The 21,533-nt window shown below is 73.1% G+C and carries 17 protein-coding genes and 1 tRNA gene; 14 read left to right on the plus strand and 4 right to left on the minus strand.

All coding sequences use genetic code 11. The features are described from left to right. Positions 1–26 precede the first annotated feature (26 nt). The 10 genes from ACIQI7_RS23855 (at position 27) to ACIQI7_RS23900 (ending at position 12,267) form a co-directional block, all read left to right on the plus strand. Entirely contained in the window at positions 27–3,920 is a 3,894-nt protein-coding gene (locus ACIQI7_RS23855) for a DNA-directed RNA polymerase subunit beta' (protein WP_387756283.1), read from the plus strand. 158 nt (positions 3,921–4,078) lie between these two features. Next, positions 4,079–4,152, plus strand: a tRNA-Met gene (locus ACIQI7_RS23860). Between the two features lie 175 nt (positions 4,153–4,327). Beyond that, positions 4,328–5,002, plus strand: coding sequence for a hypothetical protein (locus ACIQI7_RS23865; protein WP_401113145.1), 675 nt, complete (start codon positions 4,328–4,330; stop codon positions 5,000–5,002). An 82-nt stretch (positions 5,003–5,084) separates the two neighbouring features. After that, the gene (locus tag ACIQI7_RS23870; RefSeq protein WP_401113146.1) at positions 5,085–6,272 is read left to right on the plus strand and encodes a sensor histidine kinase; all 1,188 of its coding nucleotides are present in this window, start codon (positions 5,085–5,087) and stop codon (positions 6,270–6,272) included. Next, positions 6,269–6,949: a response regulator gene (locus tag ACIQI7_RS23875; RefSeq protein WP_401113147.1), complete on the plus strand. Its 681-nt coding sequence runs from the start codon at positions 6,269–6,271 to the stop codon at positions 6,947–6,949. The genes ACIQI7_RS23870 and ACIQI7_RS23875 overlap by 4 nt, the downstream gene beginning before the upstream one ends. Positions 6,950–7,122: 173 nt before the next feature. Next, on the plus strand, positions 7,123–7,740 hold the full coding sequence (locus ACIQI7_RS23880) for a hypothetical protein (protein ID WP_401113149.1): 618 nt from the start codon (positions 7,123–7,125) through the stop codon (positions 7,738–7,740). Positions 7,741–7,831: 91 nt separating this feature from the next. Next, positions 7,832–8,572: an SIR2 family NAD-dependent protein deacylase gene (locus tag ACIQI7_RS23885; RefSeq protein WP_401113150.1), complete on the plus strand. Its 741-nt coding sequence runs from the start codon at positions 7,832–7,834 to the stop codon at positions 8,570–8,572. A gap of 90 nt (positions 8,573–8,662) precedes the next feature. Further along, positions 8,663–9,877: a cytochrome P450 gene (locus ACIQI7_RS23890; RefSeq protein WP_401113151.1), complete on the plus strand. Its 1,215-nt coding sequence runs from the start codon at positions 8,663–8,665 to the stop codon at positions 9,875–9,877. Positions 9,878–9,899: 22 nt separating this feature from the next. Next, entirely contained in the window at positions 9,900–10,898 is a 999-nt protein-coding gene (locus ACIQI7_RS23895) for an ADP-ribosylglycohydrolase family protein (protein ID WP_401113153.1), read from the plus strand. A gap of 52 nt (positions 10,899–10,950) precedes the next feature. Continuing rightward, on the plus strand, positions 10,951–12,267 hold the full coding sequence (locus ACIQI7_RS23900; RefSeq protein ID WP_401113155.1) for a serpin family protein: 1,317 nt from the start codon (positions 10,951–10,953) through the stop codon (positions 12,265–12,267). A 30-nt stretch (positions 12,268–12,297) separates the two neighbouring features. Here the strand turns inward: ACIQI7_RS23900 and ACIQI7_RS23905 are convergent, their stop codons facing one another. From ACIQI7_RS23905 to ACIQI7_RS23920, 4 genes are all read right to left on the minus strand, one after another. After that, complete coding sequence (locus tag ACIQI7_RS23905; protein WP_401113157.1) at positions 12,298–13,410, minus strand: ADP-ribosylglycohydrolase family protein; 1,113 nt, start codon at positions 13,408–13,410, stop codon at positions 12,298–12,300. A gap of 132 nt (positions 13,411–13,542) precedes the next feature. Beyond that, complete coding sequence (locus ACIQI7_RS23910; RefSeq protein WP_401113158.1) at positions 13,543–14,814, minus strand: DUF2786 domain-containing protein; 1,272 nt, start codon at positions 14,812–14,814, stop codon at positions 13,543–13,545. A 159-nt stretch (positions 14,815–14,973) separates the two neighbouring features. Further along, positions 14,974–16,596, minus strand: a complete 1,623-nt coding sequence (locus ACIQI7_RS23915) for a transporter (protein WP_401113160.1) — start codon at positions 16,594–16,596, stop codon at positions 14,974–14,976. Positions 16,597–16,814: 218 nt separating this feature from the next. Next, positions 16,815–17,636, minus strand: coding sequence for an ABC transporter ATP-binding protein (locus ACIQI7_RS23920; RefSeq protein WP_401113162.1), 822 nt, complete (start codon positions 17,634–17,636; stop codon positions 16,815–16,817). Positions 17,637–17,899: 263 nt separating this feature from the next. Between ACIQI7_RS23920 and ACIQI7_RS23925 the strand changes: the two genes are divergently transcribed. The 4 genes from ACIQI7_RS23925 to rpsG all read left to right on the plus strand — a co-directional run bounded on the left by ACIQI7_RS23925 (position 17,900) and on the right by rpsG (position 21,506). Further along, on the plus strand, positions 17,900–18,445 hold the full coding sequence (locus ACIQI7_RS23925) for a DUF1707 and DUF4190 domain-containing protein (RefSeq protein WP_401113164.1): 546 nt from the start codon (positions 17,900–17,902) through the stop codon (positions 18,443–18,445). A 223-nt stretch (positions 18,446–18,668) separates the two neighbouring features. After that, positions 18,669–20,285 (plus strand): DUF2142 domain-containing protein, encoded by a 1,617-nt coding sequence (locus ACIQI7_RS23930; RefSeq protein WP_401113166.1) that lies wholly within the window; start codon positions 18,669–18,671, stop codon positions 20,283–20,285. Between the two features lie 376 nt (positions 20,286–20,661). Continuing rightward, entirely contained in the window at positions 20,662–21,033 is a 372-nt protein-coding gene (gene rpsL, locus ACIQI7_RS23935; protein ID WP_014144289.1) for a 30S ribosomal protein S12, read from the plus strand. 2 nt (positions 21,034–21,035) lie between these two features. Then, on the plus strand, positions 21,036–21,506 hold the full coding sequence (rpsG, locus tag ACIQI7_RS23940; RefSeq protein WP_030055803.1) for a 30S ribosomal protein S7: 471 nt from the start codon (positions 21,036–21,038) through the stop codon (positions 21,504–21,506). Positions 21,507–21,533: the final 27 nt, after the last annotated feature.

The raw sequence follows: 21,533 nt of genomic DNA on the forward strand, positions 1-21,533 counted from the left end.
ACTTACGAAAGAGGGCTTGACGACCAGTGCTTGACGTCAACTTCTTCGACGAGCTCCGCATCGGCCTGGCCACCGCCGACGACATCCGCCAGTGGTCGCACGGCGAGGTCAAGAAGCCGGAGACCATCAACTACCGCACCCTGAAGCCCGAAAAGGACGGACTCTTCTGCGAGAAGATCTTCGGCCCCACCCGGGACTGGGAGTGCTACTGCGGTAAGTACAAGCGCGTCCGCTTCAAGGGCATCATCTGCGAGCGCTGCGGCGTCGAGGTGACCCGCGCCAAGGTGCGCCGCGAGCGGATGGGCCACATCGAGCTGGCCGCCCCGGTCACCCACATCTGGTACTTCAAGGGCGTGCCGTCCCGTCTGGGCTACCTGCTCGACCTGGCGCCGAAGGACCTCGAGAAGGTCATCTACTTCGCCGCCTACATGATCACCTGGGTCGACGACGAGCGCCGCCAGCGCGACCTGCCGTCCCTGGAGGCGCACGTCTCGGTCGAGCGCCAGCAGATCGAGAACCGCCGCGACTCCGACCTCGAGGCCCGCGCCAAGAAGGCCGAGACCGACCTGGCCGAGCTGGAGGCCGAGGGCGCCAAGGCCGACGTGCGCCGCAAGGTGCGCGAGGGCGCCGAGCGCGAGATGAAGCAGCTGCGCGACCGCGCGCAGCGCGAGCTCGACCGCCTCGACGAGGTGTGGGCCCGCTTCAAGAACCTCAAGGTCCAGGACCTCGAGGGCGACGAGCTGCTCTACCGCGAGCTGCGCGACCGCTTCGGCACCTACTTCTCCGGCTCGATGGGCGCGGCGGCCCTCAAGGACCGCCTCGAGACCTTCGACCTGGCGGAGGAGTCCGAGCGCCTGCGCGAGATCATCCGCACCGGCAAGGGCCAGAAGAAGACCCGTGCGCTCAAGCGCCTCAAGGTCGTCTCCGCGTTCCTGCAGACCACCAACAAGCCCAACGGCATGGTGCTGGACTGCGTCCCGGTCATCCCGCCGGACCTGCGTCCGATGGTGCAGCTGGACGGTGGCCGCTTCGCGACCTCCGACCTGAACGACCTGTACCGCCGCGTCATCAACCGCAACAACCGCCTGAAGCGCCTGCTCGACCTCGGTGCCCCCGAGATCATCGTGAACAACGAGAAGCGCATGCTCCAGGAGGCCGTCGACGCGCTGTTCGACAACGGCCGCCGCGGCCGTCCGGTCACCGGCCCGGGCAACCGCCCGCTGAAGTCCCTCAGCGACATGCTGAAGGGCAAGCAGGGTCGTTTCCGTCAGAACCTGCTCGGCAAGCGAGTCGACTACTCGGCCCGTTCGGTCATCGTCGTCGGCCCGCAGCTCAAGCTGCACCAGTGCGGTCTGCCGAAGGCCATGGCGCTGGAGCTCTTCAAGCCGTTCGTGATGAAGCGCCTGGTCGACCTGAACCACGCGCAGAACATCAAGTCGGCCAAGCGCATGGTCGAGCGCGCCCGTCCGGTCGTGTGGGACGTCCTCGAAGAGGTCATCGCCGAGCACCCGGTCCTGCTGAACCGTGCGCCCACCCTGCACCGCCTCGGCATCCAGGCCTTCGAGCCGCAGCTGGTCGAGGGCAAGGCCATCCAGATCCACCCGCTCGTCTGCACCGCGTTCAACGCGGACTTCGACGGTGACCAGATGGCCGTCCACCTGCCGCTCTCCGCGGAGGCGCAGGCCGAGGCCCGCATCCTGATGCTGTCCTCGAACAACATCCTGAAGCCGGCCGACGGTCGTCCCGTCACCATGCCGACCCAGGACATGGTGCTCGGTCTGTTCTTCCTGACCTCGGACCGCGACAACGTGAAGGGCGCCGGCCGCACCTTCTCGTCGACCGCCGAGGCGATCATGGCCTTCGACGCCCGCGACCTGGACGTCCAGGCCCCGATCGAGCTGCGCCTGCCGGCCGGCACCGTCCCGCCGCGCGGCTGGACCCCGCCGGTGGACGAGGAGGGCCAGTCGACCTGGTTCGACGGCGAGCCCTTCCGCCTGACCACCACCCTGGGCCGCGCGCTCTTCAACGAGCTGCTGCCCGAGGACTACCCGTTCGTCGACTACGAGGTGGGCAAGAAGCAGCTCTCCGCGATCGTCAACGACCTGGCGGAGCGCTACCCCAAGGTCGTCGTCGCGGCGACCCTGGACAACCTGAAGGCGGCCGGCTTCCACTGGTCGACCCGCTCGGGTGTCACCGTCTCGATCTCGGACGTCATCGTCCCGCCGAGCAAGCCCCAGATCCTGGAGGGCTTCGAGGCCAAGGCGGAGAAGGTCCAGAAGCAGTACGAGCGCGGTCTGATCACCAACGACGAGCGCAAGCAGGAGCTCGTCGGCATCTGGACCCAGGCGACCAACGAGGTCGCGGACGCCATGGCCGCGAACTTCCCGAAGACGAACCCCATCTTCATGATGGTCGACTCGGGTGCTCGTGGAAACATGATGCAGATGCGCCAGATCGCCGGTATGCGTGGTCTGGTGTCGAACGCCAAGAACGAGACCATCCCGCGACCCATCAAGGCGTCGTTCCGTGAGGGTCTGTCCGTGCTGGAGTACTTCATCTCCACCCACGGTGCCCGTAAGGGTCTGGCCGACACCGCCCTGCGTACCGCCGACTCCGGTTACCTCACCCGTCGTCTGGTCGACGTCTCCCAGGACGTCATCATCCGCGAGGAGGACTGCGGCACCGAGCGCGGCCTGAAGCTGTCGATCGGCTCCGTGGGCGCGGACGGCGTGCTGCGCAAGGCCGACGACGTCGAGACCAGCGTCTACGCCCGCATGCTCGCCGAGGACATCACCGTCGACGGCAAGCTGCTGGCCACCGCCAACACGGACCTCGGCGACGTCCTGATCGACGAGCTGATCCGCCACGGCATCGGCGAGGTCAAGACCCGCTCGATCCTGACCTGTGAGTCGGCCGTCGGCACCTGTGCCATGTGCTACGGGCGCTCGCTGGCCACCGGCAAGCTGGTCGACATCGGTGAGGCGGTCGGCATCATCGCCGCCCAGTCCATCGGTGAGCCCGGTACCCAGCTGACCATGCGTACCTTCCACACCGGTGGTGTGGCCGGTGACGACATCACCCAGGGTCTGCCGCGTGTCGTCGAGCTCTTCGAGGCCCGTACCCCCAAGGGTGTGGCCCCGATCTCGGAGGCCCAGGGCCGGGTCCGCATCGAGGACACCGAGAAGACCCGCAAGCTGGTCGTCACCCCGGACGACGGCACCGACGAGATCGCCTACCCGGTCTCGAAGCGTGTGAAGCTGCTGGTCAGCGAGGGCGAGGCGGTCGAGGTCGGCCAGAAGCTGACCATGGGTGCCACCAACCCGCACGACGTCCTGCGCATCATGGGCCAGCGTGCCGTCCAGGTCCACCTGGTCGCCGAGGTCCAGAAGGTCTACAACTCGCAGGGTGTGTCGATCCACGACAAGCACATCGAGATCATCATCCGGCAGATGCTCCGCCGCGTGACGATCATCGAGTCGGGCGACGCCGAGCTGCTGCCCGGCGAGCTGGTCGAGCGCGGCCGCTTCGAGCAGGAGAACCGCCGCGTCGTCGCCGAGGGCGGTCACCCCGCCTCCGGCCGTCCGCAGCTGATGGGTATCACCAAGGCCTCGCTGGCCACCGAGTCCTGGCTGTCGGCCGCCTCCTTCCAGGAGACGACCCGGGTCCTCACCGACGCGGCGATCCACGCCAAGTCGGACCCGCTGCTGGGCCTCAAGGAGAACGTCATCCTCGGTAAGCTCATCCCGGCCGGTACGGGTCTGCCCCGCTACCGCAACATCCGGGTCGAGCCGACCGAGGAGGCCAAGGCCGCGATGTACTCGGCCGTCGGCTACGACGACTACGACCTGTCGCCCTTCGGCGCCGGCTCCGGCCAGGCGGTCCCGCTGGACGACTACGACTACGGCCCGTACACCGGCTGAGTCGCGCGTCACCGACCGCAGGGCGGTCACCCCTCACGGGGTGGCCGCCCTGCGGCGTTGCCGGGCCCCCTCCGGGGGCGCCGGGGCGCGGCCGCGGGCCGGTCGGCAGAACCCGGTTAGGACATTCGGCCGAAGTCGCGTAGAGTCGTGTTCACCGACGCGGGGTGGAGCAGCTCGGTAGCTCGCTGGGCTCATAACCCAGAGGTCGCAGGTTCAAATCCTGTCCCCGCTACTAGTTCGAAGGGCCCGGAGGCATCAAGCCTCCGGGCCCTTCGGCGTTCCCGGGCGGGGCCGGCTCCGTCGCGCGGGGGAGGGGCGGGAACCGCTCCGGCGGGGGAGGTGGCGGGGGCGGCGGCCCCGGCAGGCTTCTCGGTGTCGGGACGACGGGGCTGGCGAGGGGGCCGGGAATGAAGCGGGTGCTGGGCGCGGTGTTGATCACGGCGGGGGTGCTGGTGGGGATGTCGGGCTGCCTGCCGGCCTGGGGCGACGAGGAGCGCCGGACGGTGGGCTACGGGGTGGCGGGGCCGGTCAGGGAGCTCGTGGTGGAGGGGGTCGACGGCGGCGTGGTGGTGAACGGGGGCGGTGACGCCGTGCACGTGGTCGAGAAGCAGAACTACCGGGGGGCCGCCCCGAGGAGCACCCACGAGGTGACGGACGGCGTGCTGAAGCTGGCGTACGACTGCGAGGACTGCGCGATCGGCTACACCGTGCAGGTGCCGGCCGGGACCAGGGTGCGGGTGAAGGCGACCAACGGCGGGGTCCGGCTGTACGGGCTGGCCGGCGAGGTGGAGGCCGAGGCGACCAACGGTGGGGTCGAGGCCCACGGGCTGAGGTCCCCGCGGGCGCGGCTGTCCACGGTGAACGGCGGGGTGCGGGCCGACTTCGCCGCGGCGCCGTCGGCGGTGGAGGCGAGCACCACCAACGGCGGCGTGCGGCTGCGGGTGCCGGCCGGGGAGGCGTACGCGGTGGACGCCCGGGCCTCGGCCGGCCCGGTGGAGGTGGGCGTCCCCACGCGGCCGGGGGCGGCGCGCACCGTCAAAGCGCGGGCGGAGACCGGTGGGGTGACGGTCGGCGGTGCCTGAGCCGGCCGTTCCGGAGGCCCTGCCGGTAGGGCATGATCTCCTCCGCGGGGACGGCGTCCCCGGCTACGGGGGAGGGGCCGGGATGGAGCGTACGGGGCGTGTGGGGGCCCGGGCGTACGGGCTGGGCCCGTACGCGTGGGACTCGCTGCTGGCGGTGGCGGCGGCCGGGGTCGCGGTCTGGTCGGCGTACCACGACGAGACGGCGCACCCGTGGTGGATCTACCTCCTCGCGGTGGCGACCGCGCTGCCGCTGCCCTGGCGGCGCCGGGCGCCGTTCACGGTGCTGGCGCTGGCGACGGCGCCGTCGCTGGTGATCTCGGTGGCGGCGCACTCGGCCAACCCCCAGGTGCCGCTGTCCGGGGTGGTCGCCCTCTACACGGTGGCGGAGCGCTCCTCGGATCGGGTGCGGTGGAGCGTGCTGGGGGCGGTGGTGGTCGGCAACGTCCTCGGCACCCACTCGCCGAACGGCGCGCTGTTCAGCCTGGTGACCTCCGTCGGCACCTTCGTGTTCGGCTCGCTGGTGCGCGCCCAGCGGCAGTTGGCCCGGGTGCAGGCGGAGCGGGCCCGGGAGGCCGGTGAACGGGCGGCGAGCGACGCGGCCCGGGCGGTCGCGGAGGAGCGGGCCCGGATCGCCCGGGAGATGCACGACATCGTGGCGCACGCTGTCTCGCTGATGGTGATCCAGGCCGAGGCCGGGCCGGTGGTGGTGCACCGCGATCCGGACCGGGCGGTCCGGGCGTTCGACACCATCGCCGACGCGGGCCGGGACGCGATGGTCCAGCTGCGGCGGGTGCTCGGGGTGTTGAAGGATCCGGAGGCGGGCCGGCAGCTGGCGCCGCAGCCCCGGCTGGCCGAGCTCGCCGAGGTGGCCGAGCGGGTGCGCGCGGCGGGGCCGCGGGTGGACCTCGAACTCCCGAAGGGGAGGGGGCCGTGGCCGGCCGACGTGGAGACGGCGGCGTTCCGGATCGTGCAGGAGGCGCTGACCAACACGGTCAAGCACGCCGGGGCGGACCGGGTGGCGGTCCGGGTCCGGCGGGTCGGGGAGGTGCTGGAGGTCGTGGTCTCGGACAACGGCCGCGGGGTGCCGGCGGCGGCCGCCCGTACGGTGGTCGGCTGGTCCGGCGGCCGGGGGCTGGTCGGCATCCGGGAACGGGCGGCGGCCTGCGGCGGGCGGGCCGAGGCCGGTCCGGGGCCGGGGGGCAGGGGTTTCGTGGTGAGCGCCCGGCTGCCGCTGGGCGCGGGTGGAACGGGGGAGAGGGTGGACGGATGACGCCGATCCGGGTGGTCGTCGCGGACGACCAGGAGCTGGTGCGGGCCGGGTTCGGGATGATCCTGGACGCGCAGCCGGACATCGAGGTGGTGGCCGAGGCCTGTGACGGCGCCGAGGCGGTGGAGGCGGTGTGCGTGCACGGCCCGGACGTGCTGCTGCTGGACGTCCGGATGCCGGTGATGGACGGGCTGGAGGCGGCCCGTCGGGTGTGCGCCGGGTTCCCGGCCACCAAGGTGATCATGCTGACCACCTTCGACATCGACGACTACGTCTTCGACGCGCTGTACGCGGGGGCCAGCGGCTTTCTGCTCAAGGACGTCCGGCGGGACGACCTGGCGCACGGGGTGCGGATGGTCGCCTCGGGGGAGGCACTGCTCGCGCCCTCGGTGACCAGGCGGCTGATCAGCGAGTTCGCGGCCCGTCGGCCGGGCGCCCCGGAGCGGGCGGTGCGGCCGCCGTCGCGGCTGCTGGAGCTGCTGACCCTGCGCGAGCGGGAGACGCTGCGGCTGATCGCCCGCGGGCTGTCCAACGCCGAGATCGCGGCCGAGCTGGTGGTCAGCGAGCACACGGTGAAGACGCACGTCAGCAATGTGCTGAGCAAGCTGGGGCTGAGGGACCGGGTGCACGCGGTGGTGTTCGCGTACGAGGCCGGGGCGGTGGTGGCGGGGGAGGGCTGACGGGCCCGGTCCTCCCGGGCTGCGCGTACGGGCGCCGTCGCGTGGGCGCCGTCGCGCGGGCTCCCTCGCGCGGGGGAGGCGGCGGGTTCGCCGGTGCGGGCGATCCGGGACGAGGGCCCGGGCGGCCAGGCTCTGCGGTGTCGGAACGGACCACACAACGGGGAGACCATCGGATGAACGCCACCCGGACCGCGCGATCCACCCGCCTCACCTCCTGGGCCGTCGTCGGCGCGCCCGCCCTGATGGCCCTCTACGGCGGCATCCGCCTGGTGCCGGGCTCCCGCGGGCCGGGCCCCGGCTGGACGGCCGGCCACACCGCGATGCTCGCCGGGCTGCTGCTGTTCGCCCCGCTCCTCCTCGCCCTGCACCGGCGGCTCTCCCCGCGCGGTACGGCCGGGCGGATCGCCGTCGGGGCGGCACTGGGAACGGCCTTCGCGGGGCTGCTCTGCTCGCTGGCGCAGATCGGCATCGACCTGGTCGTCGGCCTGGCGGCGGCGGACAAGGCCGAGCAGTCGCGGCTGTTCGACCGGGTGCAGGACGTCCCCGGCGTGCTGCCGGCCGTCTACCAGGTCGGTCCGCTGCTCTTCCACGTCGGCCTGCTGGCGCTGCTGACCGCCGCCGCGGCGGGCCGCTCCCGGGCACTTCCCCGGTGGAGTCCGGCGCTGGTGCTGCTCGGCACGCTCGCCTCGGGCGTCGACCTGGCCCTCATCCCGCTCGCCGCCGCCTGCTACCTGCTCGCGCTCGCCCCGCTGGCCCGCCCGGCCGCGCCGCCGCGCGCCGTGCCGGCCTGACCTCCGCCCGGCCGCGCCGCCGCGCGCCGCCCGTCGGCGCACCCCGATTTTCGGTGGCCGCGGCCGGGCCGGCGGCCGTACCGTCCGGGGTATGAACGCGAAGCGCCCCCTGATCGCCGTACTCACCGGTGCGGGCATCTCGACGGACTCCGGCATCCCCGACTACCGCGGCCCGAACGGGGTGTGGCAGAAGGACCCGTCGGCGCAGCAGCTGGTCACCATCGGGCCGTACCTGGAGGATCCGGAGGTCCGGCGGCGGGCCTGGCGGATGCGGCTGGAGACGGACGCGGTGGCCGCCGAGCCGAACGCCGGGCACCGGGCGCTGGTCGACCTGGAGCGCTCCGGGCTGCCGCTGCGGGTGCTCACCCAGAACATCGACGGGCTGCACCAGAGGTCCGGGCTGACCGCCCGCAAGGTGCTCGAACTGCACGGCAACACGCGGGAGACGCAGTGCCTGCGGTGCCGGGTGGTCGGGTCGATGGCGGACGCGCTGGCGCGGGTCGGGGCGGGCGAGCCGGACCCGGCGTGCCGGGAGTGCGGGGGGATCCTCAAGCCCCGCATCGTGATGTTCGGCGAGAACCTGGACCCGGAGGTGCTCGGGCAGGCCGACTCGATCGTCCGGGCCTGCGACGTCCTCATCGCGGTCGGCACCAGCCTCCAGGTGTTCCCGGTGGCGGCGCTGCCGTACGACGCGGTGAGGACGGGGGCGGAGCTGATCATCGTGAACGCCGAGCCGACGCCGTACGACGAGGCCGCGGCCGAGGTGATCCGGGAGCCGATCTCGCGGGCGCTGCCGGAGCTGGTCCGGCGGCTGGTGCTGGAGCGGGCCTGAGCAGGGCCGGAAGGATCGGCTTCCCGTACGCACCGCATGCGTACGATGATCCTTCCGGCTTTCCCCCTCATGGCCTGGAGTGATCGACCGATGACGACGACGGCGAAGTTCGACCCCTGGTCGGCGGCGTTCGTGGCCCACCCGTACGACGCGTACGCCGAACTGCGCGAACACGCGCCGGTGACGTACTTCGAGCCGACGAACCAGTGGCTGGTCTCGCGCCACGACGACGTCAGTGCCCTGCTGCGCGACCGGAGGCTGGGCCGCACCTACACCCACCGCTTCAGCCACGCGGAGTTCGGCCGCCCCGAGCCCGACCCGGCGCACGAGCCCTTCCACACCCTGAACGACCACGGGCTGCTGGACCTCGAAGGGCCGGACCACACCCGGCTGCGCCGACTGGTCTCCAAGGCCTTCACCCCGCGCATGGTCGAGGGACTGCGCCCCACCGTGCGGCGGCTGGCCGGCGAACTGGTCGACGACCTGCTCGCGGCCGGCGGCGGCGACCTGATCGCCACCGTCGCCGAGCCGCTGCCGGTCGCCGTGATCGCCGAGATGCTCGGCGTGCCGGAGGGCGACCGGCACCTGCTGCGGCCGTGGTCCTCCGACATCACCGGGATGTTCGAGCTCAACCCGACCGAGGAGGCCGCCCGCCGGGCCGTCACCGCGAGCACCGAGTTCTCCGACTACCTGCGCGCCCTGATCCGCGAGCGCCGGGCGAACCCGGGCGACGACCTGATCAGCGCGCTCGTCCAGGCCCAGGAGGGCGCCGACGCGCTCAGCGAGCAGGAGATGGTCTCCACCTGCGTGCTGCTGCTCAACGCCGGCCACGAGGCGACCGTCAACACCACCGGCAACGGCTGGTGGGCGCTGTTCCGCAACCCCGGGGAACTCGCCCGGCTGCGCGGCTCGGTGGACGAACTGCTGCCCACCGCCGTCGAGGAGCTGATGCGCTGGGACACCCCGCTGCAGATGTTCGAGCGCTGGGTGCTGGAAGACATCGAGGTCCGCGGCGTGACCGTCCCGCGCGGCGCCGAGATCGCCCTGCTCTTCGGCTCCGCCAACCGCGACCCCGAGCGCTTCGCCGACCCGGACCGCCTCGACCTCGGCCGCACCGACAACCCGCACATCACCTTCGGGGCCGGAATCCACTTCTGCCTCGGCGCCCCGCTTGCCAGACTGGAGCTCACCGAGTCCTACGGCACCCTGCTGCGCCGGGCCCCGGGCCTGCGGCTGGTCCGCGAGCCCGAGTGGAACCCGGGCTACGTGATCCGCGGGCTCAAGGAACTGGTGGTCGAGGTCTGACGGAGCAGAGGGGGGAACGGCCGTGGGCAAGGCGACGGGGACACTGCTGGGGCTGGCGATCGGGGACGCGCTCGGCCGGTTGACGGAGTTCAGGACCGTCGAGGCGATCGCGGCCGACCATCCGGACTGGCGGCGGCTCCCGCTGCCCGGCAGGGCGCTGGTCACCGACGACACCCAGATGACGCTCGCCCTGGCCCGCGGCCTGCGCACCGCCCTGGCGAGAGGCCCGCTCACGCCGCTGCGGCTGGAGCGGCCGGTCCGCGAGGAGTTCGTCGACTGGTGGCGCTCCCCGGAGAACAACCGCGCCCCCGGCATGACGTGCCTGCGCTCCTGCGAGCGGCTCAGCCGGCAGGAGTACCGCTGGCAGCAGGCCTCCGACGTCGGCTCCAAGGGCTGCGGCGCCAACATGCGGGTCGCCCCGGTCGGGCTGGTCCGCGAACTGGACGCCCGGCAGCTCTCCGGCGCCGCCCAACTGCAGTCCGGGCTCACCCACGGCCACCCCACCGCGCTCGCCGCCGGCGACCTCACCGCGTACGCCGTCCGCAGGCTCGCCGAGGGCCTGCCGCCGGCCGGCCTGCCCGCGGTGCTCCGGGCCCACGCCCTGGCGAGCCGGGAGCGGTACGACGAGTTCTGGCTCGGCGACCTCGCCGACCGCTGGTACGGCGCCTCGCCGCAGGCCGTCCTCGCCCGCGGCTGGGACGACTGCCTCGAGGTGCTCGACCGGCTGGACGCGGCGCTCGCCGCACCCGATGTCGAGGCGGACCCCTGCCTGGCCACCGGCGAGGGCTGGGTCGCCGAGGAGGCCTTCGGCACCGGCCTGCTCTGCTTCCTGCTGCTCCCGGACGACCCGGTGGCCGCCGTCCGGCGGGCCGCGTACTCCAGCGGCGACTCCGACTCGCTGGCCTGCCTGACCGGTGCCTTCGCGGGTGCCCACCACGGCGAGGCGGCCTGGCCGGCCGACTGGGTCGAGCGGATCGAGTACCGCGACGAGCTGCTGGAGTTCGGGGCGCTCTGGGACTGAGCCGGGGCCGGGGCTGGCGGAACCGGGTGGCGGGGCGGTGCGTCGAAGGGCCATGACGAACCGCAGCACCGCAACCCGTCGTACCCTCCGCCGCCCGGCGGCACTCCTGCTCGCGGCCGCGCTCGCCACGCCGCTGCTCGCCGGCTGCGGCAGCACCGCCCCCGCGCCCGTGGAGCTCCGGGCCTCCCCGCCCACCGGCCGGCCGACCGTCGACCCGGCCCAGGTGGCCGCCACCGCGGCCGCCACCGACGCCTTCGGCCTGGACCTCCTGCACGTCCTGACCGCCGAGCCGGACACCGCCGGGAGCAACCTCGTGGTCTCCCCGTCCGGCCTGGCCACCGTGCTCGCCATGCTGCTGCCCGGCGCCCGCGGCGCCACCGCCGAGGAGCTGGCCAAGGCCCTGCACACCGGGCTCGACCCGCAGCAGTACGCGTTCGCCACCGGCGCGCTGAACCGGCCGGTCCCGGCCACCGACAAGCTCACCCTGCGCCGCAGCGACGACGTCTGGACGCAGCGGGGTCTGGCCGTCGAGCCGGACTACCTGGCCACCCTGGCCGGCGCCTTCGGCACCGGCGTGCACCAGGCCGACTTCGCCAAGGACCCGGACGGGGCCCGCAAGTCCGTCAACGCGGCCGTGGAGAAGGCCACCGATGGCCGGATCAAGGACCTGTTCGGCCGGGAGGCGATCAACCCGAGCACCCGGCTGGTGCTCACCGACGCGCTCTACCTCAAGGCCAGGTGGGCCTCCGCCTTCAAGCCCTCGCAGACCGCCGACCGCCCGTTCCACAGGCTCGACGGCTCCGCCCCGGCCGTCCCCACGATGGGGCAGACCGGGGAGTTCAAGTACGCCGACGGCTCCGGCGGGATCGTCGGCGAGCCCTGGCAGGCCGTCGAACTGCCGTACGCGGACGGCGGGTTGGTGATGGACCTGATCGTCCCCGCGCAGGGCGGCTTCGCGGCCTTCGCCAAGGGCCTGGACCAGCCGCAGCTGGACCGCATCCTCGGCGCCCTCGCCGAGCGGCCGGTCGACCTCCAGCTGCCGCGCTTCCGCTTCGACACCTCGAAGGAGCTCGGCTCCGCGCTGCGCTCGCTCGGCGTGCGGGCGGCCTTCGGCGCGGCCGACTTCAGCGGCATCGCCAAGGACCCGCCGGCCGTCGGCACGGTGGTGCAGAAGGCCACCATCGAGGTCGGCGAGGACGGCACGGTCGCGGCGGCCGGCAGCGGTGTCGGGATGGACGTGGCGGCGGCGCCGAACGCCGAACGGCCGGTCCAGGTGCACCTGGACCGGCCGTTCCTGTTCCTGATCCGGGACACCCGGGGTGGAGCGCCGCTGTTCCTCGGCCAGGTCACCGACCCGCAGGCCGGGTAGCTCCGGCTCACCGGACCGGGCCGCCCCGGCTCACCAGGCCGGGTAGCGCCCGCCGAGCCCCGGGTGCAGCGGGTCGCGGCTGCCGAACAGCACCAGCAGGTCGTCCGCGACCTGCCGCAGCTCCGTCCGGCCCTCGACCGCCCCGGCCCACTCGGCGGGCAGCGCCGAGGCGCCGTACGCGGCCCCGACCAGGTTGCCGCAGACCGCGCCGGTCGAGTCGCTGTCCCCGGAGTGGTTCACCGACAGCAGCAGCGCGGTGCGCACCGGGTCAGGGTCCAGGGTGGCCGCCAGCAGCGAGTACACCGCGATGGCCAGGCACTCCTCGGCGATCCAGCCGAGCCCGACCCGCTCCACCGTCTCGGCCGCCGGCTCGGCCTCCTGGGCGAGCCGCACCGCCCGGGCCAGTGCCTGGACGGTCTCCTTGGAGCTCGGCAGCTCGCGGATCTGCTCCACCGTCTCGCCGACCGCCGCCCACGGCTCGGTGCCGTCCGCGAGCCGCTCGACCAGCGCCGCGAAGGCGCCCGCCGCGAGGTAGCCGGTCGGGTGGCCGTGGGTGAGCTGGGCGCACTGCACCGCCAGCCCGAAGGACTGCTCGACGCCCAGCCGGGCCAGCCCGAACGGCGCCGAGCGCATCACCGTGCCGCAGCCCTTGGAACCCGGGTTGATCGGCCCGTTCAGCCCGATCGCGGACGGCGCCTCGAACACCGGGTGCTCGGACACCCCGCTCAGGCAGGCGTTGCCGGGCGCGCGCCGGGCGTACAGGAAGGGCCGGCTCAGCAGCCAGCCGTCGTACGGGCGGGGCTGCGGCCCGGCGTCCGGCGCGCCCTGGTACTGGGTCCGCAGCCAGCGCCGGTAGGCGCCGTGGACGGCCTCCGGCACCGAGCCGCCGCCGCCCGTCCAGCCGCGGACGAAGCCGCGGATCAGGCCCTCGGCGGTGAACAGCGTCATCTGGGTGTCGTCGGTCACCTCGACCGGCCCGGGCCCGGCCGGCAGCGAGGTGACGCCCTGCGGCCCGTACCGGTCCTGGATCTGGTGGAGCTGCTGGAACTCCACCTGCCAGCCCAGCGCATCGCCGATCGCTCCGCCGAGCAGCGCCCCGCGCACCCGGTCCCGGTATCCCGACTCCGCCGCCGGTTCCGTCACGTCGAGTCCCCCTTCGTTCGTGGCGGACTACGTTCTATCAGGTCCCTCAGGGAGCCGGGCGGCTCATGTGGATCTTGCGCGGGTCGGGCGGGGAACCGGTGCGGACGGCCCCGGGCGCCGTCCGACCCGCCCTCAGCGGCGGATCGCCCCGGCGCGTCCGTGCAGCGCGGCCCGGTCGGCGGCGGCGCGGCCGGCCGCCCAGCCCACGCCGTCGCTGACCCGCACCCGCTGCGAGACCAGCTTCGGGAACAGCCGGCCGATCTCCTCGTCCACCGCCTCGGAGCGGGCGGCCAGCGCGGGCAGCAGCCGCTCGTCGGGCAGCAGCTGCTCCTCGGTGCCGTCCTCGCGCAGGTGCCGCCCGGCCGCGGCGGCGCTGGTGGCGCGCTCGGTCGCGGCCGTCAGCCGTTCCCGGATCCGCGCCGCGTACGCGACCAGGAAGGACTGCCGGAACGCCTTGCTGCGCGAGTCCTTGCGGGAGCCCGCCTTGTTGAGCGCGTGGGTGGCCTGCACCAGCAGCGAGGTGTAGAGCAGTTCGACGCCGTCCAGGTCGCCGTCGAAGCCGACCACGGTGCAGAAGCCGAACTCCTTCGCCCACACCACCCGGCACCGGTTGGCCGCCGCGACCGCGTCCAGCAGCATCGTCTTGGGGCCCTCGTACGGGTTGTCCACCCCGATCCGCAGCGCCGCCGGGGTGTCGCGGTCGGCGCCGGCCGCGGCCAGCAGCGCGTCGTCGATGCTGTGCTGGGCCATCAGCTGCTGGGCCTTGGCGGTCAGCGCCTCGGCCTCCTCCGGGTACTCGGTGGACTCGGCCTTGGCCAGCAGCGCCCGGATCCGCGCCAGCATCCGCGGCTCGCCGGCCGCCGGCGCCGGGTGCCGCTGCCGCACGGCCTGCCCGGGGGCGGGCCCCACCGGGGCGATCGGCGGCAGCCGGCCCCAGGTGCGCAGCAGTTCCAGGGCCGCGGTGGCGAGCGCGAAGCGGTCCAGCCGGTGCCGGTGGGCGAAGGCCCCCAGGTACTCCCCGTCGCCGGACCACCACACCTCGGCCTCCAGCTCGCGCAGCTGCTCCCGCCAGCGCCGGTCCAGGGCGGCCGCGGGGTGGCGGCGGCCCTCGGCGGCGATCAGGTCCACCGCGAGGGCCAGGTGGACGGGCTTCAGCTCGCGCCGCACCACCCGGACCAGGTCGGCCGGGCGCCATCCGGCGGACCAGCAGCGGCCGACGGCGGTGTCCGCGTGGCCGAGCAGCGCCCGGCCGACGTCGGGCCACTGCCCGGCCGAGGCGGCCAGCAGCGAGGCCCCGGTGTCCAGGGCGAGGTCCAGTGCGTCGTCGGGGGCCGTCAGCACCGACCGCACCGCCTGCTCCAGCAGCGGCCCGGCGGTCCCGGCCTGCTGCGCGCGCTCGCCCACGGTGTGTCCCTGCTCTCCTCGACGGTCCGGCCTCCTGCCCATGATGCCGGAGCGGTGGCGCGGACCGTCCGGAGAGCGGGCCGGTGAACCGTCTCTCCGGGCGGGTGGGCGGGCGCCGCCCCGACGCCTGGCGCAACGGTTCGGCCCCACCCGGCGGGCTCAGCGCTCGATGGCCTTGGCCAGGATCTCCGGCGTGCGCTCCAGCAGCCGGCCGGCCGCGAGCCGCACGCCCAGCGTCGCGACCAGCGCGCCGTACAGCGGGCCGACCAGCAGCACCGGCCAGCTCGGCCCGTCCGCGACCAGCGCCCAGGCGAGGTAGCCGCCGACCGGCAGCGCCAGCACCGTGACGCCGACCATCGAGCCGAACTGGTTGAGCAGGATCAGCCCGCCCTGCCCCGGGGCGGCGTTGCGCATCGGATTGCTGTCGGCCGGCATGGTGTACGGCGCCAGCACGCTGAACACCGATCCCAGCGCGATCCCGCAGCCGAGCAGCGTCAGCGCCAGGCCGAGCGCGGGCGGCAGTTCGCTCCACCGGCCGGTGACGGCCGCCAGCACCAGCCCGAGCACCACCGTCACCGGAACGGCGTACGAGAGCACCGCGTACGCCCGTCCGCGCAACTCCGACCGGGCGTCGGCCGGGGTGCGCAGGGTGGCGGCGACCATCCAGAACGCCGAGCCGTCCATGCCGAACAGGTTGAGCATCTGCAGCCCGAGGAACACCCCGGTCATCGCCAGCAGGTAGACGCTCGCCCAGCCCTGGACCATCGACAGCACGCAGATCACCAGCGTCATCCCGATGCTGGTGAACAGTGCCGCCTTGGCCCGCGGCTCGCGCCAGGCGTACCGCAGGTGCCGCTGCATCACCGCGCCGGTGCGGCCCTGGGGCAGGAAGCCCCAGCCGCGCGAGTCCTGCACGCCGCGCGCCACCTCCAGGGTGGAGGAGTCGGCGGTCACCATCAGCTCCTGCAGGCTCCGCCGCCACCAGCGCAGCAGCAGCGCCAGCAGCGCGGCCGCCGCGGCGAGCTGGAGCAGTGCCAGCCCGTACCGGCCCTCGCCGGCGGTGCGCGGCGCGTCGGCGGCGCTGATCGGCGGGATCCAGCGCAGCACCGAGGCGATCGGCTTCAGCGGGGAGAGGTCGATCGGCCCGCCCCGGCGGCCGAGGATGCTCTGCGAGCCCACGTTGGCGACCTGCACCAGCAGGGCGAAGGCCAGCCCGCCGAAGATCGCGAAGTCCTTGCCGCGCCGGCTGGAGAGCATCCGGGCGTTGCCCGCCGCGACCGCCCGGGAGAGCGTGACCAGGCAGAGCACCGCGAGCGGCACACCGGCCACCGCGACCGCGGCCGAGACGCCGCCGGCCGCGCCCGCCAGCACCGCGCCGGTCACCAGCACCAGGCTGATCAGCGGCCCGGGCCCGATCAGCGCGGCCAGCAGCGAGCCGCGCAGCAGCGGGCCGGGCCGCAGCGGCAACATGGTCAGCCGGGTCGGGTCGGCGCTCTCGTCGCTGGAGAAGAGGAACAGCGGCAGTGCGGCCCAGCTCAGCGTCAGCACGCCGAGCAGCATCACCCCGGCGTCCCCGGAGCCCGGGTAGCGTCCGTTCAGCGCGGCCATGGCGACGGCGATGCCGGCCGCGAAGGCCAGGCCCACGACGCCGCCGATCACGTAGACGGTGGTCCGGCCGGGGCTGCGCCGCAGCCCGTTGCGCAGCAGCCGCAGCTTGAGCGCCACCAGGGCGCGGACCACCGTCCGGCCGTCGGGCACGGCGGGTGTCGTCGCGCCGCTCATGCGCCCGCCTCGCTGCGCTCGGCAGGGGCATCCGCCCACGCGCACCTCTCGACGATTCGCTCGCTCCGCTCGCTCATGCGCCCGCCTCGCTGCGCTCGGCTGGGGCATTCGCCCACGCGCACCTCTCGACGATTCGCTCGCTCCGCTCGCTCATGCGCCCGCCTCGTTCCGCTTGACGGCGACGCCGCTCCGCTTGACGGCAGCCTCGCTCCGCTCGTTCACCGGTCGCCCCCGGCCGATCCGCCGCCGAGCCAGCCGAGCGCCTGCCCGTCGTCCTCGCGCACGCCGATCAGCTCCAGGAAGGCCTCGTGCAGGCTGCGCCCGCCCCGGACGGAGTCCAGCGGGCCCTGGGCGATCACCCGGCCGGCGTTGACCACCGCGACCCAGTCGCAGAGCTGCTCGACCAGCTCCATCACATGGCTGGAGAAGACCACCGTGGACCCGGCCGCCGCGTACCGCTTGAGCACCCCGCGGATGGTCTGGGCGGACACCGGGTCGACCCCCTCGAAGGGCTCGTCCAGGAAGAGCACGTCCGGGTTGTGCAGCAGCGCGGCGGCCAGGCCGATCTTCTTGCGCATGCCGGTGGAGTAGTCGGCGACCAGCTTGTCGGCGTCCCGGCCGAGGTCCAGGACGGCCAGCAGCTCCTCGGCCCGCCGGTCCACCTCGGCGCCGGGCAGGCCGCGCAGCCGCCCGGTGTACTGGAGCAGCTCGCGCCCGCTGAGCCGCTCGAACATCCGCAGGCCCTCGGGCAGGATCCCGATCCGGGCCTTGACCGTGACCGGGTCGGCCCACACGTCGGCGCCGTGCACCAGGACGGTGCCCTGGTCGGGCCGGAGCAGCCCGGTGACCATCGACAGCGTGGTGGTCTTGCCGGCTCCGTTCGGCCCGACCAGGCCGATGAACGCCCCGGCCGGCAGTTCCAGGCTCAGCCCGGCCACGGCGGCCTGGGTGCCGAAGTGCTTCCAGAGCCCCTGGATGCTGACGGCGGACGGGGTTCCCGGCCCGGGGAGGTCGGAGGACGGCGGCGCTGACGCCTGCATGGCGGCCTTCTCTGCTCGTGGGGTGGAGGGGAGGAGACCGCGGTGCGAGGCCCCCGCGGCTCAGCCTGGCACTCCTCGAACGGGCTGTCGCCCGAGTTGAGCATCCTCTGAGCACATCCGCCGTCCGGGCAAGGCAGGCCGGCCGGCAGCGCCTTCCCGGCGACTACTGGGCCGATTCGGCAACTACTCAGTTCGTTCGTTCGTCCTGCACTATGAGGGAGCAGTGACGTGCGCGGGGGTGCCGCGCTACCGGGAGGTGGCGGATGTCCGTACAGCCATGGGGCGAGCCGGGTTCCGGCTACCCGCCCGGCAAGCGGCCGGCGGGGGGCTGGCAACCAGCGCCCGCGGTGTCGTCGCAGGCCGCGATGCGGGCAGGCCACGCCGACCGGGACCGGACGATCGACGTGCTCAAGGCCGCGTTCGCCGAGGGCCGGCTCTCCGTCCAGGAGTACGAGCAGCGCCACGAGGCCGTGGCCGCGGCACAGACCTACGGCCAGCTGGCCGCGCTGGTGGCCGATCTGCCCTCCGGGCCGATGACGGCGCCGTCGGTCACCGCACCGCAGCCGATCCCGGCGACCTTCCTCCTGGCGCCTCCGCCTCCGCCCCGTACCACCAGCGCGCTGGCGGTCACCTCGTTGGCGCTCAGCCTGATCGGCTTCTCCCTGCCCGCCGTGGTCACCGGCCACATCGCGCGGTCACAGATCCGGCAGCGCGGCATGGACGGCGACTGGGCGGCCGTCCTCGGCCTGGTCATCGGATACCTTGGCACCGCGTTCTGGACCTTGATGATCCTGCTGGGTACCGTCTGATCCTGCTGGGCACCGCCTCCGTAGGCGGCGGAGCACACCGGCCGACCGGGTCCACGGGCCGCCATCGGGAGGGTGCCGTTAGTCCCTCAGGGCTCGGTTCGGTACGGTCTTCTCGTCCATGGCTGACCGTTGCCTGTTACATCTCGTCGATGCGAGCACCCACCGCCCCCGGCCGTGGGCGCCGCACGCCGAGTTCGGACCGACCCCGAAGGCCCATTTCCAGATGATGATCACTGCCGTCAAGAGCATCGCCGAGCGGCTTGCGTCCACGCCCCGGCGGCTGTGGGCGGTCGCGTTCGCGATCCTGTTCGCGCTGAGCGCGTCCTGGTCGCTGGCGACTCCGATCGGCGGCTCGCCGGACGAACCCGCGCACCTCATCCGGGCGGGCGCCGTCGCCCGAGGACAGGTCAACGGTGAGGAAATCATGATCCCGCACACGGTCGGCGGGATCAAAGGCTACTGGGCCGAGAGCGGGGTGGTGCTCCCGCGGATCTACGAGGACGTGGCGGAGACCCACTCGTGCTACGCCTTCAAGCCCTGGCAGTCGGCCGACTGCGCTCCCTCGCTCAAGCAGCGCTCCGGGACGACCGAGGTGACCACGTCGGCGGGCCGCTACCACCCGGCGTACTACTTCGCCGTCGGCTGGCCCAGCCTGCTGCTCCCGGGCAAGACGGCCTTCTACCTGATGCGCCTGATCTCGGCCGTGATCTGCTCCGCCCTGGTGGCGAGCGCGGTGGTCTCCGCGGCGGAGTGGCGGCGACGTTCCCTCGGCCTCCTCGGAGTGGTGGCGGCCGCCACCCCGATGTCGCTGTTCATGTTCGGGGTGGTCAACCCGAGCGGTCCGGAGATCGCCGCGGGCATCCTGGTCTGGAGCGCCGCCGTCGCGCTGCTGATGAACCCGGATCCACAGCTCCTGAGCCGCCGTGTCGCCCGGCTCGGCATCGGCGCGATAGTGCTGATCAGCATCCGGCCGCTGGGCCTGATCTGGTTCAGTGGCGCGGTCTTCTTCGCTCTGCTGCTCGGGCGCAAGGACGCACTGGCTTCGATCCTGCGGCATAGGGCGACCTGGGTCTGGAGCGCTCTGACCGCGGTCACGGCCGGCGTGGCCCTCGTCTGGTCCTCGGCCCACCCCGACCACTCGGTCATCAACGCACCGAGCGGTTTCACTCCGTTGTCCGCGGCCCGTCAGACCTTCGACAACGGTCTGCTGTACATGAAGCAGATGATCGGCTACTTCGGCTGGCTGGACGCCGAACCCCCGGCGGCGACGCTCCTGCTGTGGTGCGGCGTGGCGATCGCCCTGGTGCTGCTCGCGCTCTGCTACGCGCGGCTCAGGGACGCCCTGGCCGTCCTGGGCATCCTGGCCGGGATCGTGGCCATACCGCTGGTGGCCCAGGCCATGCAGGCGCGGGAGGTCGGCATGATCTGGCAGGGCCGCTACCTGCTGCCGTTCGCCGTCGGGCTGCCGATCGTGTGCGTCGCGATCTGCCATGAGCGGCTGCCGGGAGGCGGTTTCTCCTGGCGCCGGCTGATGGTGCTCTGCTCCGGCGCGCTGGCCCTGGCCGACTTCGCGGCGTTCGTCTGGGCGCTGCGCCGCATGGCGGTCGGTACCGGCGGGTCGTTCTTCATCAGCCCGGCCCACTGGGCGCCGCCGTTCGTGGGCTGGCAGCCCTGCGTGCTGGTGTACGGGATGGCCGTGGTGGCACTGGGACTGCTCGTCGCCCTGTCGGACCGGAAGGGGACCGACCAGGAGCAGGACGAGTCGTCGTCCGCCGGGACGTCCGGGGACGGCGCCGGCGACGGGAACACCCCGCTCGCCGCCGTCCGCGCAGAGGCGTAGGGTTTCGCCGTGCGGGGGTTCTCGGTCGTGGTATGGGGGCCGCCCGCGCCGTTTCCCGTTCCGTTTCGAGGCCTGGCCCCGCGACCTGCGGCGTTGCATTTGTTTTGACCGCGCCCGATGCGCTAGGTACGCTCTGACCTTGTGCCTGGGGTGTCCCCGGGTCCTTGTGCGTGCATGCACACCGGTCGCCGCGCCGAGCCGGAGCGCTTCCCAGCGCGCCGCGCGTAGAGCGCCGTCGCTGTACATCAGCTCATGGGATTCCGTGTCGTAACAAGCCCAACACACCCGACCGCGTGGGTCGACCACGGGGCCGTGTGCGAGGGAGACACCGCAGGTTAGTTCCACCAAGCCTTGGCACACAGAAAACGGAGAAACGGTGCCTACGATCCAGCAGCTGGTCCGAAAGGGCCGGCAGGACAAGGTCGAGAAGAACAAGACTCCCGCGCTGAAGGGCTCCCCGCAGCGCCGTGGGGTCTGCACGCGTGTGTACACGACCACCCCGAAGAAGCCGAACTCGGCTCTCCGCAAGGTCGCCCGTGTGCGCCTCACCAGCGGGATCGAGGTCACCGCTTACATCCCGGGCGAGGGCCACAACCTGCAGGAGCACTCCATCGTGCTGGTGCGCGGTGGTCGTGTGAAGGACCTTCCTGGTGTCCGCTACAAGATCATCCGCGGTTCGCTCGACACCCAGGGTGTCAAGAACCGCAAGCAGGCCCGCAGCCGCTACGGCGCCAAGAAGGAGAAGTAAGAATGCCTCGTAAGGGCCCCGCCCCGAAGCGCCCGGTCATCATCGACCCGGTTTACGGCTCCCCGGTCGTCACCCAGCTGGTCAACAAGATCCTGCTGCACGGCAAGCGCTCCACCGCCGAGCGGATCGTCTACGGCGCCCTCGAGGGCGTCCGTGAGAAGACCGGCTCGGACCCGGTCGTGACGCTGAAGCGCGCGCTGGAGAACGTCAAGCCGGCCCTCGAGGTCAAGTCCCGCCGTGTCGGTGGCGCGACCTACCAGGTTCCGGTCGAGGTCCGTCCGGGCCGCGCCAGCACCCTGGCGCTGCGCTGGATGGTCGGTTACTCCCGCGCCCGTCGCGAGAAGACCATGACCGAGCGCCTGATGAACGAGATCCTCGACGCCAGCAACGGTCTGGGCGCTTCCGTGAAGCGTCGCGAGGACACCCACAAGATGGCCGAGTCCAACAAGGCCTTCGCGCACTACCGCTGGTAGTCCGTACCCCGTCACTAGACAGAGAGA

The sequence above is a fragment of the Kitasatospora sp. NPDC092039 genome (assembly GCF_044756065.1).
Classification (GTDB): Bacteria; Actinomycetota; Actinomycetes; order Streptomycetales; family Streptomycetaceae; genus Kitasatospora.